The following is a 16,084-nucleotide window of genomic DNA, read 5'->3' as shown; positions in this document are numbered from 1 at the left end:
TACCGTTCTTCGGCTTAGCGTTTTGCGAATGGCAATCGTTCCGGGCCGCTGTCTAGATGCACCCATCGACCTTCACCTATCGGGAGCGGAAATTGGACATGCAGGTTCGGCGAGAGCACGACAGTCTCGGAGACGTTTACGTGCCGGCAGAAGCCTTATGGGGCGCCCAGACCGAGCGGGCCCGCGGCAATTTCCGCATATCCGGGATCACGCTCGACCGCTTCCCGCATCTGATCGCCGCGCTGGCCATGACCAAGCAGGCGGCCGCGCGCGCCAATGCGCGACTGGGCCTCTTGCCGCGCGAGAAAAGCGAGGCCATCGAGGCAGCCTGTGCCGAGATCATCTCGGGAGGTCATCGCAACGCTTTCCCGCTCGACGCGATCCAAGGCGGCGCCGGCACGTCCGTCAATATGAACGCCAACGAGGTGATCGCGAACATTGCCAACGAGCGTCTTGGCGGCCAAAGGGGCGGCAACGAGCCGATTCACCCCAACGACGACGTCAACCGCTCCCAATCCACCAACGACGTCTATCCGACCGCGGTGCGCCTATCGCTTATCCTGGCCCATGCCGACCTCGAGCAGGCGTTGCAAGCACTGGCCGCCTCTTTCGAAGACCGGGCGGAAACCTTCTCCGGGATCGCCAAGCTGGGCCGCACCCAGCTTCAGGACGCCGTGCCGATGACGCTTGGACAGGAGTTCTCCGCCTTCGCCACGGTGCTGCGCGAGGACGTTTCGCGGCTTCGCGAAATGCTGCCCCTGCTGGCCGAAGTCAATCTCGGCGGCACGGCGATCGGCACAGGGCTGAACGCGCCCGCCGGCTATTCCGAGATCGCGCTGGCGGAACTTTCTTCCATCTGCGGTCATAGGCTGGCGCGGGCCGCCAACCTCATCGAGGCGAGCTGGGACATGGGGGCATTCGTGCTGTTTTCAGCCATGCTGAAGCGGCTCGCCACCAAGCTCTCCAAGATCGCCAACGACCTGCGCCTGCTGTCCAGCGGCCCGCGCGGCGGTCTTGGCGAGATCAGGCTCCCGGCCGTGCAGCCGGGTTCGTCGATCATGCCCGCCAAGGTCAATCCGGTGATTCCGGAGGTGGTCAATCAGGTCTGCTTCCAGGTCATCGGCAACGACATTGCCGTCACCATGGCCTCGGAGTCAGGGCAGCTCCAGCTCAACGCCATGGAGCCGCTGATCGCCTTCAACCTGCATTCCTCCATCCGGATGCTGACCAATGCGATGCGCGCGCTCGACGAGCAGTGCGTGCGCGATATCGAAGCCAGCCCGGCGCGCTGCCGCGCACATCTGGAGGCGAGCGTCGGCAACGTTACCGCGCTGGTCCCGCTCATCGGCTATCACCGCAGCGCCGAACTGGCCAAGGACGCTCTGCGTCTCGACCGCAAGCTCGCCGATCTTGCCGTGGAGCGCGGCTTGATCACCGACAGCCAGGCGGCCGAAATGCTCGACCCGCTGAAGCTGGCGTTTCCCGGCTGAGACGCCGCTGGACCGGTGCGAAATCTTATCGGAATGGATTCGGCGGCGAACCCGAACGCCGCCTCGCCACCAACCACAAAGACAACTCGTCATCGTCAGGTGATCGGCGATTTGTCGCTGATCGAGCCCTGCCGATTGTCCGACCGTCATTTCAGGACGTTGGTCCACACCTTGTCCATCAGTTTCTGCGCTTGAGCATCGCAGGCGTGTGAAAACACGATCTTCGCCCCCTCCGGCGCCTTGATCTCGGGCGCGGTCCGCAGTTCCTCGGTCATGAAGGCCTCCGAGCCCTTGATGACGTTGGAATAGCCGGTGAAGTTGGACTGGATGGCCATGTTCTCGGGGTTCATCATGAAGTCGATGAACTTTTTGGCGTTTTCGACATTCGAAGCGGTTGCCGGGATCATCATCGTATCCATCCACCCGATCACGCCCTCCTTCGGATAGGCGTAGCTGATCACTTTGTTGGCCTTGGCGGCCTCGACGCGGCCCTTGAGGGCGTAGCCGTTCCATTGGGTGGTGATCACCGAATCGCCGTTGATCAGGCGGTCGTTCAGCCCTTCGGAGCTGTATGTATTGACGGCCGGTTTCTGGCCCAGAAGCAGGTCCTGCACCTTTTGCATCTGGGACGGATCGGAGTTGCACTGGTCCTGCCCCAGATAGAGATGGGCGAGGTTGACCACCTCCTCCGGCGTCTTGAACACGCTGATGCGGCCGCTGAGAGCCGAATCCGGCTTGAAGAATTCGCCGAGCGATTCCAACTTCTTGCCGTAGAGATCCTCACGATAGGCGATCGAGGTGGTACCCCAGTGGAACGGCACGGTGTACTTGTGCTCCGGGTCCCATTCGGAAGTTTTCCAGCGATCCTCGACATTGGCGAAATTGGGCAGCGAGGCCGGATCGTATTCCTGCACCAGCTTTTCGCGGATGAGGATGGGTACGAAATTGTGCGAGGGGATGATGATATCGTATCCCGAAGCGCCCGCCTTCAATTTGGCCAGCAGGGTCTCGTTCGAATCATAGGTGTCGACGGTCACCTTGATGCCGGTTTCGGCCTCGAACTTCTTCACCGCCTCGGGCGAGGTGTAATCCGTCCAATTGTAGATGAAGAGCTTTTCCTCGGCTCTCGCCGCCGCCACGCTCAGCGCCAACGCGGCGATCAAGGAAGATGCTGTCGATAGTTTCATAATCGGTCCCTCCCATTGGACAAAGCGGAACAATCCGAAGCGCGCTAGGTGTCGCCCTTGTTGCGCGTCACCAGCCAGTAGAGCGTGACGAGAAGCAGAGAGACCGCCAGCAGAAGCGATGACACGGCGTTGACTTCAGGCGTCACGCCCTGGCGGATCATGCTATAGATGTACACGGGCAAGGTGGTCGCGCCGGCGCCGGCTACCATCATGGTGATGATGAAGTCGTCGAGCGATATGACGAAGCTCAGCATCGCGCCGGCAAGGACGCCGGGCATGAGGATCGGCAGCGTCACATGGCGGAACGTGTCCCAGTCCGAGCCGTACAGGTCCGCGGACGCCTGCTCGAGCGTAGTATCCATGCCCTCCAGCCGCGCCCTTATGGGCATGAAGGCGAAGGGAATGCAGAAGGTGATATGGGCGATCACGACGTTGGCCAGGCCCAGCGACAACCCCGCTCCGGCGAATACGATCAGCACCGCGACGGCGGTGACGATCTCCGGCACCATCAGGGGCAGCGAGATCAGCGCGATGCTCACGCCGCGCCCCCTGAACTTGCCGCCGCGGACCAGCACGAGCGCCGCCAGAGTCGCGATCGCCGTGGCGACCGCGGTCGCAACCGCCGCCACCGTCAACGAATTCATCGCCGCGTGTCTGATATTGGCGTTCGCGAAGACCTTGGCGTACCATTCGAGGCTGAATCCCGACCACACCATGACCAGCGAACTCGCGTTGAAGGAATAGAGCACCAGTATGGCGATGGGCAGATACAGGAACGCCATGAAGCCGTAAGCCCAGGGCGTCAGCCAGGGTACGTCGCCCACCCGGCGCGACTTCTTGCCTTGCGGGTTTTCAGCCATGGACGCCGACTCCTTGCTGCGATCCCGAGCACCGGGCGGCCTGCGCATACCAGACGAGGCATAGCATCACGAAGGTCAGCAGGATCATCGCCACCGCCGCGCCGAACGGCCAATTGCGCGCCGTCGCGAACTGGAACTGCACCAGGCTGCCCAGCATGAGCTTCTTGCCGCCGCCCAGAAGGTCCGGCTGGATGAAGGCGCCGATGCTGGGAATGAAGACCAGGATCGATCCGGCGACGATGCCCGGTTTGGTGAGCGGAATGACGACGCGCCGGAAAGTCTCGTAGGTGCTGGAATAAAGGTCGGCCGATGCCTCCACGAGGCGGAAGTCGAGCTTCTCCAGGCTGGCATAGATCGGCAGAACCATGATCGGCACGAAGGCATAGGTCAGACCGACGGCGATGGCGAAGTCGGAATACATGAGGCCGAACGTCTGGTCCGGCCCCAACACGCCGAGCCAGCGGAACGGCAGTTCGATCGTACCGTTGCGGCCGAGGATGATAATCCAGGCGAAGGTGCGCACCAGCTGGTTGGTCCAGAACGGAATGGTGATGAGGTAGATCCACAGGTTCCGCTGGGCTGGCGGGCACCGCACGATGAAATAGGCGATGGGAAAGCCCGCGATCAGGCACAGGCCCGTCGTGATCGCCGCCAGCAATAGCGAGCGCACGACGATGACGAGATAGCTCGGATTGAAGATGACATTGTCCATCAGATCCCGGTCGAACAGGAACTGGAAGTAGGCGTCCGAAGAAAACCGCCAGTAGACGCCGCCGAAGGGATTGGCCTCCAGCAGCGAATAGAGCGCCATGACGATGACGGGCACCAGCATGAACAGCGTGACGACGATGAGTGCGGGACCGAGCCCGAGCGCGCGCCGGACGGCTGGATTTTCCGGCAGGTCCATCATTGTGCGAGAATCCGAAGCGCCCCGGAACCGAAGCCGACCGAGACGGCATCGCCGACCTTGTAGGCGAAATCGCCATTGTCCTGGTTGCGCGCCTCGACCATGACAGGCGAATCTTCGCCGATATCGACATGATAGAAGGTCGATTGCCCGAGATAGTCGACCGTCTGGACCTTGCCGGGCGTACCGAAACCGCCGACGCTGGACAGCCGCACCTTTTCCGGGCGCAGGAACAATGTCGACCTGCCGCCGGGCTTGTGGCCGGCGAGATTGTCCGCTTCCAACATGAGGCCGCGTGCCGTGCGGCAGGTTGCGACGCCCCGCTCCACCTCCTCGATCTCGACATCGATGAAATTCGCGTCGCCGATGAAAGATGCCACGAAGCGGTTGACTGGATATTCGTAGATCTGGGTCGGGGTGCCGACCTGCTGCACCTGGCCTTCCGACATGACCGCGATGCGGTCGCTCATGGACAGCGCCTCTTCCTGGTCGTGCGTGACGAACACGAAGGTGATGCCGGTCGCCTTCTGCAGATGCTTCAGTTCGGTCCGCATGGCCTGCCGCAGCTTCAGGTCGAGGGCCGACAGCGGCTCGTCCAGCAAGAGCACCTTCGGATGGGGCGCGAGTGCGCGCGCCAGCGCGACACGCTGCTGCTGGCCGCCCGAAAGCTGGCCGGGACGGCGGTCGACGAACCTATCCATCTTCACCAGTTCCAGGGTGCACGCCACGGTGCGCTTGATCTCGTCGGCCGGGCGCTTGAGGCGGTGCAGCCCGTAGGCGACGTTTTCGGCGACCGTCATATGCGGAAACAGCGCATAATGCTGGAACACGGTGTTGACCGAGCGCTTGTTGGCTGGAAGGCCCGCAATATTCTGGCCGAACAGAGCCACCTTGCCCTCGGTGACCGCCTCGAAGCCGGCCAGGATGCGCAGCAGCGTCGTCTTTCCGCATCCCGAAGGGCCGAGCAGCGTGAAGAACTCGTTGTCGCGGATGGTCATCGACACGTTCTTCAGCGCGACGAACCTGTTCTCCCCTTGCCCGTATGCCTTCGTGACGCCGGCGATGTCGATGGCCGCCGCCGCGCGCTCCGCTTCGGCAAAACCAGCCGCGCTAACCAAAGTCATATGACCGCTCCTCCCGATATGCCGCCGGCCGGCCTGCTAAAGCAGGCCTTCCTTTGTAAGCTCGTCCATCGTGGCGACGATGGCCCTGTGCAGGATGTCACCGATCTCCCCGATCTGCGCTTCGTCGAGGATCAGCGGCGGCGACATGATGTTGAGATGGCCGAGCGGTCTCACGATCAGGCCCCGCCTCTGGCAATTCTGGGCGATGCGCTTTCCGACATTCGCCTCGGAGGGGAGCAGTTTCTTGGTCGCCTTGTCGGCGACGTTCTCGATGCACATCATGAAGTGGCTGCCGCGCACCTCTCCGACGAGATCCAGTTCTTCAAGCATCTTCAAGGTTCTCTCGAAGACGGGTCCGGTCTCGCGGACGCGCTCGCAGATCTTCTCGCGCTCCAGAATCTCGATGTTCTTCAGCCCTGCCGCGCAGGCCGCCGGATGGCAGCTGTAGGTGAAGCCGTGATAGAAGGCGCCGTCCGGACCCGAGATGACCTCGAATATCTCGTCAGAGACGATGGTCGCCGACAATGGCTGATAGCCTGACGAGATGCCCTTGGCGGCACAGACGATGTCGGGCTGGATGCCGAACTTGTCATAGGAGGCGAACATGTGGCCCAGCCGGCCGAAGGCCGTGACGACCTCGTCCGAGATGTAGAAGAGGCCATATTTGCGGCACAGTTCCCAGGTCCGCTTGTGATAGCCTTCCGGCGGCACGATGACGCCGCCGGCGCCCAGGATCGGCTCGGCGATGAACGCGGCGATGTTGTCGGGGCCTAGCTTGAGGATCGCGTCTTCCATCTCCTGGGCAAGGAAATCGAGAAAACCCTCCTCGCTCACGTCGTCCGGGCGGCGATAGCTGTGCGGCGCTGACAGGTAGTGGACCAGATCGGTCGCGCCGTCCCAGCCATGCTGGTAGACCGGACCCGTCAGGGCGATCGTGAGATGCGTGCTGCCGTGATAGGCGTTCTGCCGCGAAAGTATCTTCTTGCGATGCGGCTTGCCGATCCGGTTGAAGTGATGATGAATCATGCGGACCGCGGAATCGTTGGCCATCGATCCGCCCGTGCCGAAGAAGACATGGTTGAGCGGACCCGGCGCCAGCTCGGCGATCTTGGCGGCCAGCGCCGACGCGGGCTTGTTGGTGAGATTGTTGAAGGCCGAATAAAACGGCAGCTCGCGCAGTTGCTCGGCGATGGCGTCGATGATCTCGGTGCGGCCGTAGCCGACATTGACGCACCACAGGCCCCCGATGCCGTCATAGAAGCGGTTGCCCTCGGCATCGATAACATGCACGCCCTCGGCGCCCGCCATGACCGTGCAGCCCTCCTCCTTGTTCACCGCAAGGCTGCTGAAGGGATGGATGAGATGCCTGCGGTCCAGTTCCCAGGCCTCGTGACCGGACTGATGATAGTTGATGTTCAAGGGGGTCTCCGCGGTCTGTGATCCGTTTGAATGCGTTGGCTGCCTGAGCAGCCCTACGAAGCGGGCTCAGGGCGCCGGCTGCCGGTACCAGCCCAGCCCGGCATCCGGCAGCCATCTGGTCTTCTGCTTGACCTCGAGGAAGGCTTCCATGCCCCACCGGCCCAGTTCGCGGCCGAAGCCGCTTTTCTTCATGCCGCCCCACGGCGCCTGCATGACCACCATCTGGTTGCAGTTCTGCCAGGTGATGCCCGCGTCGAGCTGATCGACGACGCGTTCGGCGCGCGCGGTGTCTTGCGACAACACCGTGGCCGCCAGGCCGTACTGGCTGTCATTGGCCAGGGCGATAGCCTCCTGCTCGTCGCTGAAGGTTTTGACGCTGAGTACCGGGCCGAATATCTCGTCGCGCCAGATCGACATGTCCGGCTCGACATCGGTGAAGACCGTCGGCTCTATGAAATAGCCGCGATCGAGCCCCGCAGGCCTGCGCCCGCCGGTCAGCAGCTTCGCGCCTTCTTCGAAGCCGGCTGCGATGAACCCGGTTACCTTGGCATAGTGTTCGGCGCTGGAAAGCGGTCCCATCTGGACCCCCTCGGCACTGCCGTCGCCCACGACGATCGCCTCCGCGCCTTTCTTCAGCTTTTCGAGGAAGGCCGGCGCGATGCTTTCATGCAGCAGCAGGCGCGAGGTGGAGGTGCAGACCTGTCCTTGGTTGACGAACGCGCCGAACATCACCCACTCGACGGCCCTGTCGATATTCACGTCGTCGAATACGATGACGGGCGACTTGCCGCCCAATTCGAGGCCGACGCGCTTGAGCGTAGCCGATGCCAGCGACATGATGCGCCGGCCCGTCGCCGTGCTGCCGGTGAAGCTGACCTTGTCGACGCCGGGATGCTCGACAAGGGCTTCGCCCGCCTCGCGCCCATAGCCGGTGACGACATTGAGGACGCCGGGCGGAAAACCCGACTTTTCGGCAAGTTCGGCCAGCGCGAGCGCGGTCAGGGAGGTAATCTCGGACGGCTTGACGATGCAGGCGCAGCCAGCGGCGATTGCCGCGGCAACCTTCCAGGTGAACTGCTCGATGGGGAAATTCCAGGGCGTGATCAGGGCCACGACCCCGAGCGGCTGATAGGTGACCGTGCTCGTCAGATAATCGACCGGCAGCTTGATGTCCGTGCCGCGCCAGCCCTCGAATTGCTCGGCAAGGTCGGCATACATCTCGAAGATCTGCGCCGCCGTATCGACGTCGAAGAGCGCTTCGGCCAGCGGCTTGCCGTTGTCCTGCGTTTCCAGCGCCGCGAGCCCTTCGCGATCTGCCCGGATATTGCCCGCGAAAGCCCGCAGGAGACCGGCGCGCACCGCCGGATCGGATTTTTTCCAGCCGCCGTCGAACGCGGCCCGGGCGGCCCTGACGGCGGCGTCGACGTCCTCGCGACCGGCGGCGGGCATATTGTCGAATTCGCCTTCATCGGCGGGATTGATGCACGGGATCACGCGCCCGCTGGCTGCACCGACCCATTGGTTGCCGATAAACATCTTTGTGCTCAAATCTCGCTCCCATTGCCACGCACGGACAAATGCCCGGCGCCGCCGCGTCGCGCGCAGCGGCCGCAGAGGCTTTGGCGAACCAGACGCTCGGGAAATCCGAACCCGCTTCAGGTTGGGTCGCCTAGACCCTCCCCGGCATTTAAACTAACGTTTCGACCGGCTTGAATCCCACGATTGGGGTAATGGCCAGCAATGGAAGGCGCCCGGCGCGGGCGACCATGCAAGGGTGACGAAATGGCTATGGATGAAGCGGGCGCCGTCGCCATGTTCGGACAGATAGCCGAGTCGCTCGGCACGCCGAGATTTCACCGTGGCGTCCTTGACATCGTTCGCAAATTCTTTCCCAGCGACTTCGCCCAGGTATACCAGATCGATCGCAACGGACGGGCTGTCTGCATCGATCCATGCGATACGCCCGAAAATGCATGCAGGTCCTACGAGCAGCAATTCAGCTTGGATTGCCCTCTTTCCAGATATTGGCAGAGCACCGGCCGCCTGGGCGTCGTGGCGATGCACGAGGTGCGTTCTCGCTACGAAAATTATGGCAATTATTTCAGCGACTTCTACCATCCCATGGGATTGGTCGACGAGATCGGCGTGCTTTTGCCGTCTCCGGGGCGGCGCACGGTTGCCTTGTTCATGGAGCGAACCAGAAGCTTCAACGCGGACACGGCGGAGGCCGTGCGCCGTTTTTATTCGGGCATCACCCGGCTTCATCGCGCCAACAACCAGCTGATCTTCCGCAATGCCGTCATACGCAAGGCGCGCGGCGTGCAGCCCAACGCCGTCGCGATCCTCGACCGCGCGGGAGACACTGTATTCGCCAACCGGGAATGGCGCCAGGCGTGCCAGTCGGACAGCCTGCTCGAAAGCACCACCAAGACGGTGATGGATCAGGAAAGCGCCAGTCTGGAAATCGACTGCGGCACGGTGTCCATGTCGCGGTTGGACGAGTCCTTCGCGATCTCCCCGGGCGGCCGGCTATGCGTTCTGGACCAGAATCCGACGCCAATCGGAAGCACGCTGGACGCCTACAAGAGCACCTTCCTCAAGGGACAGGTGAGCAGGAGGGAGCACGAGATCATCTGTGCGATGCTCGACGGCTATCCCACCAAGGCGATAGCCGAGCGGGTGGGCTGTGCGCTGGAAACGGTGAAGGCCCACAAGAAACGCATCTATCACCGCCTCGACATCACGACCGAGCGCGAGATTTTCCTGATGTTCCTGGAGCATCTGCAAGGACGCGGGATGACGACGGAGGCGACCCACTAGATCCCGCTTTGAAAAGCTGCGGACTTTTCGAACAGGATCATGCTTGAAGAGCAAAAGCTTGGGAGCGAGATGGAAGTCATCTCGCTTGCCAGCCATTCAGGGAAAGCGCGAGGCGGGTTTCCTCCACAAACGCGCGACGTGCCGCGACAGATGTTACGGGCCTGCCGGCGAAGTCAGCGAAGTCCGGCAGCCTTGGCCAGGTCGGCCAGAATCGACTTCTGTAACCGCACGAATTCCGGTCCGGGCTGCTGCTGCACGATCAGTGGCAAGGCCGGGTCGGCAACCGCCATGCGATGGCCGGCAAGCGCCTCGATCAGGGCGTGGCCGCAGAACGGCACATGGGCTTCGGAATAATTCACCTTCAGCGCCGCGGCCAGGCCCGACACGTCCATGAGGCTCTTCAGCCTGCGCTTGCTGTCGGGCGACTCGGCATAGGCGCTGCCGTTCGGCGGCTGAACCCAGCCTCCGATCGGAAAGATCAGCGCGTGCGGCCTGCCTGAATGCCAAAGGCATTTTTCGTCGTGAAAGAATGAAGTTACGCGGCTTTCCAACTTTGCACCTCAAAACCCCCGGCATCGAGACATTGACACGCGCTCCAGCGGGACCGATGCCACTTCACCTCGATGTCGGAGTTGTCCAGAACGGATTTAGAACCGGGCTGGGGGACCGGGCAATTCACACCAAAGGGTTAAAGGCCGGGCTCCCACGTTTTCCGGTGCGGTCAGGGCGCCCCAAGACGATACTTTGCGGCCGGATCGATCCGGCCCGCATCACCTGTCGATGCGCGTCGACAGCACGATCGAAGACAGGGTGCGCTCCACTCCGTCCATCACACCAATCTGGTCTAGCAGACTGTCGAGATCGCTGATCGACGGCGATTCCACGATGACGATCATGTCGAAGCTGCCGCTTACCGAATGCAGGGTGCGCACCTGCGCCAATGATCTCAGGTCGCGCACGACACGGTCGGCCAGCTTCGGCGTAACCGTCAACAGCACATGCGCGCGTACCAGCCCCTGCTCATAGTCCGACGACAGGCGAACGCCGTAGCCGGCAATAATGCCCTGGCGTTCCAGCCGCTCGATGCGGCTTTGCACCGTTGTGCGTGAGACGCCGAGCCGGCGCGCAAGTTCCGATGTAGGCGCACGGGCGTTTTCACGCAGGAGGACAATCAGGTCCTGATCGGCTTTGCTAAGCATTTCGACGATATACATCGGCGTTTTGCTGAATTCCATACGTCGATCTGGCCAATCGCATGCTTCCATTCGTCCGCCAAAGTGCAATGCTTCCCGCATTGGATCGCAGGCAAAAAAAGGGGGAACTGCCATGAAGGACATCATCGTCGTCGGCGCGGGCAAGATCGGATCGACCATCGCGACCATGCTCGCCGAAACGGGGGACTATCGCGTCACCGTCGTCGATCGTTCCGCCGCGCAGCTTGCCGGACTCGAACTCCCCGGCTCGATTGCAACATGCGAACTGGACATTGCCGAGCCGGGCGTGCTCGAAGCGGTGCTCGCCAACAAATTCGCCGTGCTGAGCGCCGCGCCCTTCCACCTCACCACCCGCATCGCGGAAGCCGCCGCCGTTGCCGGCGTGCATTATCTCGACCTGACCGAGGATGTCGCCTCCACGCGCCGCGTGAAGGAGCTGGCGCGCGACGGAAAAGCCGCGTTCATCCCGCAATGCGGGCTGGCCCCGGGCTATATCTCCATCGTCGCTGCCGATCTCGCCAGCCGCTTCGACACGCTGGAAAGCGTGCGCATGCGCGTCGGCGCGCTGCCGCAATATCCCTCCAATGCGCTGAACTACAATCTCACCTGGAGCACGGACGGCGTCATCAACGAATATTGCGAGCCATGCGAGGCGATCGTGGAGGGAGAACTGGTCGAGGTGCCGCCGCTGGAGGAGCGCGAGGAATTCTCGCTCGACGGCGTGACCTATGAGGCCTTCAACACCTCCGGCGGCCTCGGCACGCTGGCGGAGACGCTGAAGGGCAGGGTGCGCACGCTGAACTACCGCACCATCCGCTATCCCGGCCATGCCGCGATCATGAAGGCGCTGCTCAACGATCTCGGTCTGCGCCACCGGCGCGACGTGCTGAAGGACATCTTCGAAAGCGCCCTGCCCGCCACCATGCAGGACGTGGTGATCGTGTTCGTCACTGTTTCTGGGCGCAAGAATGGCCGGCTGATGCAGGAGACCTACGCCAACAAGATCTACAGCCAGCGCGTCGGCGATGTCCTGCGCAGCGCCATCCAGATCACCACGGCTTCGGGAATCTGCGCCGTTCTGGACATGCTGGCCGATGGCAGCCTGCCGGCCAGGGGCTTCGTTCGCCAGGAGGAAATTCCGCTCGGGGTTTTCCTGGCAAACCGGTTTGGCCGCGCCTATGCGCAGCATGAGGTGGTGAGCCGTCTGGCGAGTTGAGCCGATAACGTCACGGCCGTCGTCCCGGTCGCTGCCGAGCGACCGGGGAACACGGCAAGAACCGGGATGACGGCCAGGGCGTCTCAAACATGCAGGGCGTGGCCGAGCGTCTTCAGCGCGGCCTCGGCGAAGGCTTCGCTCTGCGTCGGATGCGCGTGGATGGTGCCGGCGATGTCCTCCAGCCGCGCCCCCATCTCGATCGCCAGGGAAAAGGCGGCCGACAGTTCGGAAACGCCTTGCCCGACTGCCTGGACGCCCAGTACCAGATGGTTGTCGGCGCGGGCCACGACGCGGACAAACCCGTCCTCGCCCTGCAAGGTCATGGAACGCCCGTTGGCGCTGAACGGAAACAGACCAACCTTGATCTCGCCGCCAAGTTCTTTCGCCTCCTCCGGCGAAAGTCCGACGGTGACCAGTTCCGGATCGGTGAAGCAGACGGCGGGAATGGAACGCTTGTCCCAGCTCCGCCTGTGGCCGGCGACGATCTCGGCCACCATCTCGCCCTGCGCCATAGCGCGATGCGCCAGCATCGGCTCGCCGGTGACGTCGCCGATGGCGTAGATGCCGCGCATCGAGGTGCGGCATTGCTCGTCGATGCGGATGAACCTGCCGGCCATGTCCAGGTCGATCTGGTCGAGACCCCAGCCTTCGACAAGCGGCTTGCGCCCGACCGTGACGAGTATCTTGTCTGCGCCGATCTTGCGGTCCTTGCCTGCGCTTTCCACCAGAAGCGCGTCGCCCTTGCTCGACACCCCCTTGGCCTTGGCGTCGGTCAGCACCTCGATGCCAAGCGCGGCCAGCCGCTTGAGCACGGGCCGGGTCAACTCGGCGTCATATTGCGCCAGAACGCGCGGCAAGGCCTCCACCACCGTGACCTTCGAACCGAGCTTGGCGAAGGCGGTGCCTAGCTCCAGTCCGATATAGCCGCCCCCGACCACGGCCAACCGCTGCGGAACCTCCCTCAGCGCCAACGCCTCGGTGGACGAGATCACCAGCCCGCCGAACGGCAGGAAAGGCAGTTCCTGCGGCGTCGAGCCCGTCGCGATCACCACCGCCTCCGCCCTGATGACCTGTTCGCCGGTTTCCGTTTCCACGACCACCGTCTTACCGTCGCGGAATTTTGCCCAGCCATGGACATATTTGACCTTGGCCTTTTTCAACAGGCCGGCCACGCCGCTGTTGAGCCGGCTGACGATATTGTCTTTCCAGGCAATCGTCGTGGCGAAATCAAGTTCCGGCTTGGCCGCCGAAATGCCCAGCGCGTCCTTGCCCGAAGCCCGGTGCAAGGCCTTCTCATATTCCTCCGCGGCGTGGATGAGGGCCTTGGAAGGGATGCAGCCGACATTGAGGCAGGTTCCCCCCGGTTTGGTGGCTTCGACGATCACGGTATCGATGCCGAGTTGGCCGGCGCGGATGGCGCAGACATAGCCGCCGGGACCGGCGCCGATGACGAGCAGCTTGCAGGAAATTTCCTTCATCGTCGCGTCTCACATATCCACGAAGATTATGGCCGGCGTCTCCAGCAAGGCCTTGATGCGCTGGATGAAGACGGCGGCGTCCCAGCCGTCGATGACGCGATGATCGAAGGAGGAGGAAAGGTTCATCATCTTGCGCGGCACGAACTGCGTGCCGTCCCATACCGGCCGGATCATCATCTTGTTGACCCCGACAATGGCCACTTCCGGATGATTGATGACCGGCGTCGTCACCACGCCGCCGAGCGCGCCCAGCGAAGTTATTGTGATGGTCGAACCCGACAATTCGTCCCGCGTCGCGGTGCCTGCCTTGGCAGCCTCTGCCAGGCGGCCGATCTCCGCCGCGCAATCCCACAGGTCGCGCGCTTCGGCATGTTTCAGCACCGGCACCACCAATCCGTTCGGTGTCTGTGCGGCGATACCGACATTCACCCCGCCATGCTGGTGGATGACGCCGGCCTCGTCGTCGAACAATGCATTGAGCTGCGGCTGCTCGGCAATGGCCTTGACCATGGCCCGAACCAGGAAAGGCAGAAGCGTCAGCTTCACCCTGTCCCCGCGCTTTTCCTTGTTGAGCGCGGCCCGCAGGTCCTCGAGCGCGGTGACGTCCACTTCCTCGACATAGGTGATATGCGGGATGCGCGATTTTGCCAGCCGCATCTTCTCGGCGATTTTCCGGCGCAGGCCGACGACCTTGATCTCCTCGACGGAATCATCGGCGACGAGCCCGCCGGCAGGCCGGGCAGCCGGCGCGCCATGCCTGATGAAGGCGTCCAGATCCTCGTGACCGATACGGCCTGCCGGCCCGCTGCCCGGCACCTGCCTCAGGTCGACGCCCGCCTCCTTTGCCCGCAAACGCACCGCCGGAGAGGCAAGCGGCTTCTCGCCTTCCGATCGCGGCGCGCCCGTTCGGAGTGACGACGCGACGTTCCTTATGTCGCCACCTGCCGGGGCGAGCTTTTTCGGCAACTCCGCGACTTCGACGGGTGCGGCCTTCGCCGCCGTGGACATTTGCGGAGCAGGTTTCGCAGCTTCCGGCTCCATGGCTTTCGCCTCGACCTTGGGAGGCGCGGCATCTGCCGGCTTGGCATTGCCTTCGCCGGCCACTTCCAGCCGCACGACCGGCGAGCCGATGGCGACGGTATCGCCCACTTCCGCGCCCAGCCACAGCACCTTGCCGTCCACCGGCGAAGGGATTTCGACCGTGGCCTTGTCGGTCATGACGGCGGCCAGCACCATATCTTCGCGCACCGGATCGCCGACTTTGACGTGCCATTCGACCAGTTCGGCCTCGGCGACGCCCTCGCCGACATCCGGAAGCTTGATGACGTATTCACCCATCTCAGGCCTCCCGGCTCAGGCTTCCATCGTCTCGACCAGCGCCCGCCCGACACGGACCGGGCCGGGGAAATAGTCCCATTCCTGCGCATGCGGATAAGGCGTGTCCCATCCGGTCACGCGCTTCACCGGCGCTTCCAGATGATAGAAGCAGTTCTCCTGCACCAGCGCCGACAATTCCGCGCCGAAGCCCGATGTCAGCGTCGCCTCATGCACGACGACACAGCGTCCGGTCTTCTTCACCGAAGCGGTGATCGCATCCACGTCGAGCGGGAGCAGCGTACGCAGATCGATGATCTCGGCATCGATGCCGGTTTCCTCCGCCGCCGCCTCCGCGACATAGACCATGGTGCCATAGGCCAGGACGGTGACGGCGGAGCCTTGACGCCGAATGGCCGCCTTGCCGAGCGGCGTAGCAAAATGGCCGTCCGGCACCTCGCCGAGCTCGTGTTTCGACCAGGGGGTCACCGGGCGCTCGTGATGACCGTCGAACGGTCCGTTATAGAGCCGTTTGGGCTCGAGGAAGATCACCGGGTCAGGATCCTCGATCGACGCGATCAGCAGGCCCTTGGCGTCGTGCGGGTTCGACGGCACGACGACCTTCAACCCGGAAACATGTGTGAACAGCGCTTCGGGGCTCTGGCTGTGCGTCTGACCGCCGAAAATGCCGCCGCCCGTGGGCATGCGCACCACGATCGGACAGGTGAAGTCCCCGTTGGACCGATAGCGCAGGCGCGCGGCTTCCGACACGATCTGGTCATAAGCCGGGTAAACATAGTCGGCAAACTGAACCTCGACGCACGGTTTCAGACCATATGCGGCCATGCCGATGGCCGTACCGACGATGCCGCTTTCATTGATCGGCGCGTCGAAGCAGCGGTTCTTGCCGTATTTGGCCTGGAGGCCGGCGGTGACGCGGAATACTCCGCCGAAGAACCCGACGTCCTCGCCATAGACGACGACACGTTCGTCCCTTCCCATGGCGACATCCATGGCGTCGCGGATCGCCTCGATCATGGTCTTCCTGGACATGA

Annotated in this window: 14 protein-coding genes; 3 read left to right on the top strand and 11 right to left on the bottom strand. The window is 63.1% G+C overall.

Annotated elements, in window-relative coordinates; genetic code table 11:
- The first annotated feature begins 98 nt into the window (after positions 1-98).
- Positions 99-1,490, top strand: a complete 1,392-nt coding sequence (locus QU595_RS22050) for an aspartate ammonia-lyase (RefSeq protein ID WP_315925951.1) — start codon at positions 99-101, stop codon at positions 1,488-1,490.
- 146 nt (positions 1,491-1,636) lie between these two features.
- On the opposite strand, the gene QU595_RS22045 is transcribed toward QU595_RS22050, so the two are convergent.
- The 6 genes from QU595_RS22045 to QU595_RS22020 all read right to left on the bottom strand — a co-directional run bounded on the left by QU595_RS22045 (position 1,637) and on the right by QU595_RS22020 (position 8,535).
- A complete protein-coding gene (locus QU595_RS22045) occupies positions 1,637-2,677 on the bottom strand; it encodes an extracellular solute-binding protein (RefSeq protein WP_315925949.1) in 1,041 nt (346 codons plus the stop codon).
- 44 nt (positions 2,678-2,721) lie between these two features.
- Positions 2,722-3,537, bottom strand: a complete 816-nt coding sequence (locus QU595_RS22040; RefSeq protein ID WP_315925947.1) for an ABC transporter permease — start codon at positions 3,535-3,537, stop codon at positions 2,722-2,724.
- Complete coding sequence (locus QU595_RS22035; RefSeq protein ID WP_315925945.1) at positions 3,530-4,447, bottom strand: ABC transporter permease; 918 nt, start codon at positions 4,445-4,447, stop codon at positions 3,530-3,532. The genes QU595_RS22040 and QU595_RS22035 overlap by 8 nt, the downstream gene beginning before the upstream one ends.
- On the bottom strand, positions 4,444-5,568 hold the full coding sequence (locus QU595_RS22030; protein WP_315925943.1) for an ABC transporter ATP-binding protein: 1,125 nt from the start codon (positions 5,566-5,568) through the stop codon (positions 4,444-4,446). The genes QU595_RS22035 and QU595_RS22030 overlap by 4 nt, the downstream gene beginning before the upstream one ends.
- Positions 5,569-5,604: 36 nt before the next feature.
- Positions 5,605-6,987 carry an aminotransferase gene (locus tag QU595_RS22025; protein ID WP_315925941.1) on the bottom strand — a complete coding sequence of 461 codons (1,383 nt, stop codon included), beginning with the start codon at positions 6,985-6,987 and terminating at the stop codon, positions 5,605-5,607.
- A gap of 66 nt (positions 6,988-7,053) precedes the next feature.
- Positions 7,054-8,535 (bottom strand): aldehyde dehydrogenase family protein, encoded by a 1,482-nt coding sequence (locus QU595_RS22020; protein ID WP_315925939.1) that lies wholly within the window; start codon positions 8,533-8,535, stop codon positions 7,054-7,056.
- A 234-nt stretch (positions 8,536-8,769) separates the two neighbouring features.
- On the opposite strand from QU595_RS22020, the gene QU595_RS22015 reads away from it, so the two are divergent.
- The gene (locus QU595_RS22015) at positions 8,770-9,807 is read left to right on the top strand and encodes a helix-turn-helix transcriptional regulator (protein WP_315925937.1); all 1,038 of its coding nucleotides are present in this window, start codon (positions 8,770-8,772) and stop codon (positions 9,805-9,807) included.
- A gap of 173 nt (positions 9,808-9,980) precedes the next feature.
- On the opposite strand, the gene QU595_RS22010 is transcribed toward QU595_RS22015, so the two are convergent.
- Both QU595_RS22010 and QU595_RS22005 read right to left on the bottom strand, forming a co-directional pair.
- Positions 9,981-10,358 (bottom strand): hypothetical protein, encoded by a 378-nt coding sequence (locus QU595_RS22010; protein WP_315925935.1) that lies wholly within the window; start codon positions 10,356-10,358, stop codon positions 9,981-9,983.
- Between the two features lie 219 nt (positions 10,359-10,577).
- Positions 10,578-11,006: an Lrp/AsnC family transcriptional regulator gene (locus QU595_RS22005; protein WP_315926475.1), complete on the bottom strand. Its 429-nt coding sequence runs from the start codon at positions 11,004-11,006 to the stop codon at positions 10,578-10,580.
- A 127-nt stretch (positions 11,007-11,133) separates the two neighbouring features.
- On the opposite strand from QU595_RS22005, the gene QU595_RS22000 reads away from it, so the two are divergent.
- Complete coding sequence (locus QU595_RS22000) at positions 11,134-12,237, top strand: saccharopine dehydrogenase family protein (RefSeq protein WP_315925933.1); 1,104 nt, start codon at positions 11,134-11,136, stop codon at positions 12,235-12,237.
- A gap of 83 nt (positions 12,238-12,320) precedes the next feature.
- Here the strand turns inward: QU595_RS22000 and lpdA are convergent, their stop codons facing one another.
- Genes lpdA through QU595_RS21985 form a run of 3 tightly spaced genes read right to left on the bottom strand, consistent with a single transcriptional unit; the run spans position 12,321 to position 16,082 of the window.
- Complete coding sequence (lpdA, locus tag QU595_RS21995; RefSeq protein WP_315925931.1) at positions 12,321-13,715, bottom strand: dihydrolipoyl dehydrogenase; 1,395 nt, start codon at positions 13,713-13,715, stop codon at positions 12,321-12,323.
- A gap of 9 nt (positions 13,716-13,724) precedes the next feature.
- Complete coding sequence (locus QU595_RS21990) at positions 13,725-15,053, bottom strand: dihydrolipoamide acetyltransferase family protein (RefSeq protein WP_315925929.1); 1,329 nt, start codon at positions 15,051-15,053, stop codon at positions 13,725-13,727.
- 15 nt (positions 15,054-15,068) lie between these two features.
- The gene (locus tag QU595_RS21985) at positions 15,069-16,082 is read right to left on the bottom strand and encodes an alpha-ketoacid dehydrogenase subunit beta (RefSeq protein ID WP_315925926.1); all 1,014 of its coding nucleotides are present in this window, start codon (positions 16,080-16,082) and stop codon (positions 15,069-15,071) included.
- Between the last annotated feature and the right edge of the window lie 2 nt (positions 16,083-16,084).

Source organism: Mesorhizobium sp. SP-1A (genome assembly GCF_032460275.1).
Taxonomy (GTDB): domain Bacteria; phylum Pseudomonadota; class Alphaproteobacteria; order Rhizobiales; family Rhizobiaceae; genus Mesorhizobium.
The sequence above is the reverse complement of the archived record's forward strand: the minus strand, read 5'-3'. Positions and strand labels throughout refer to the sequence as shown.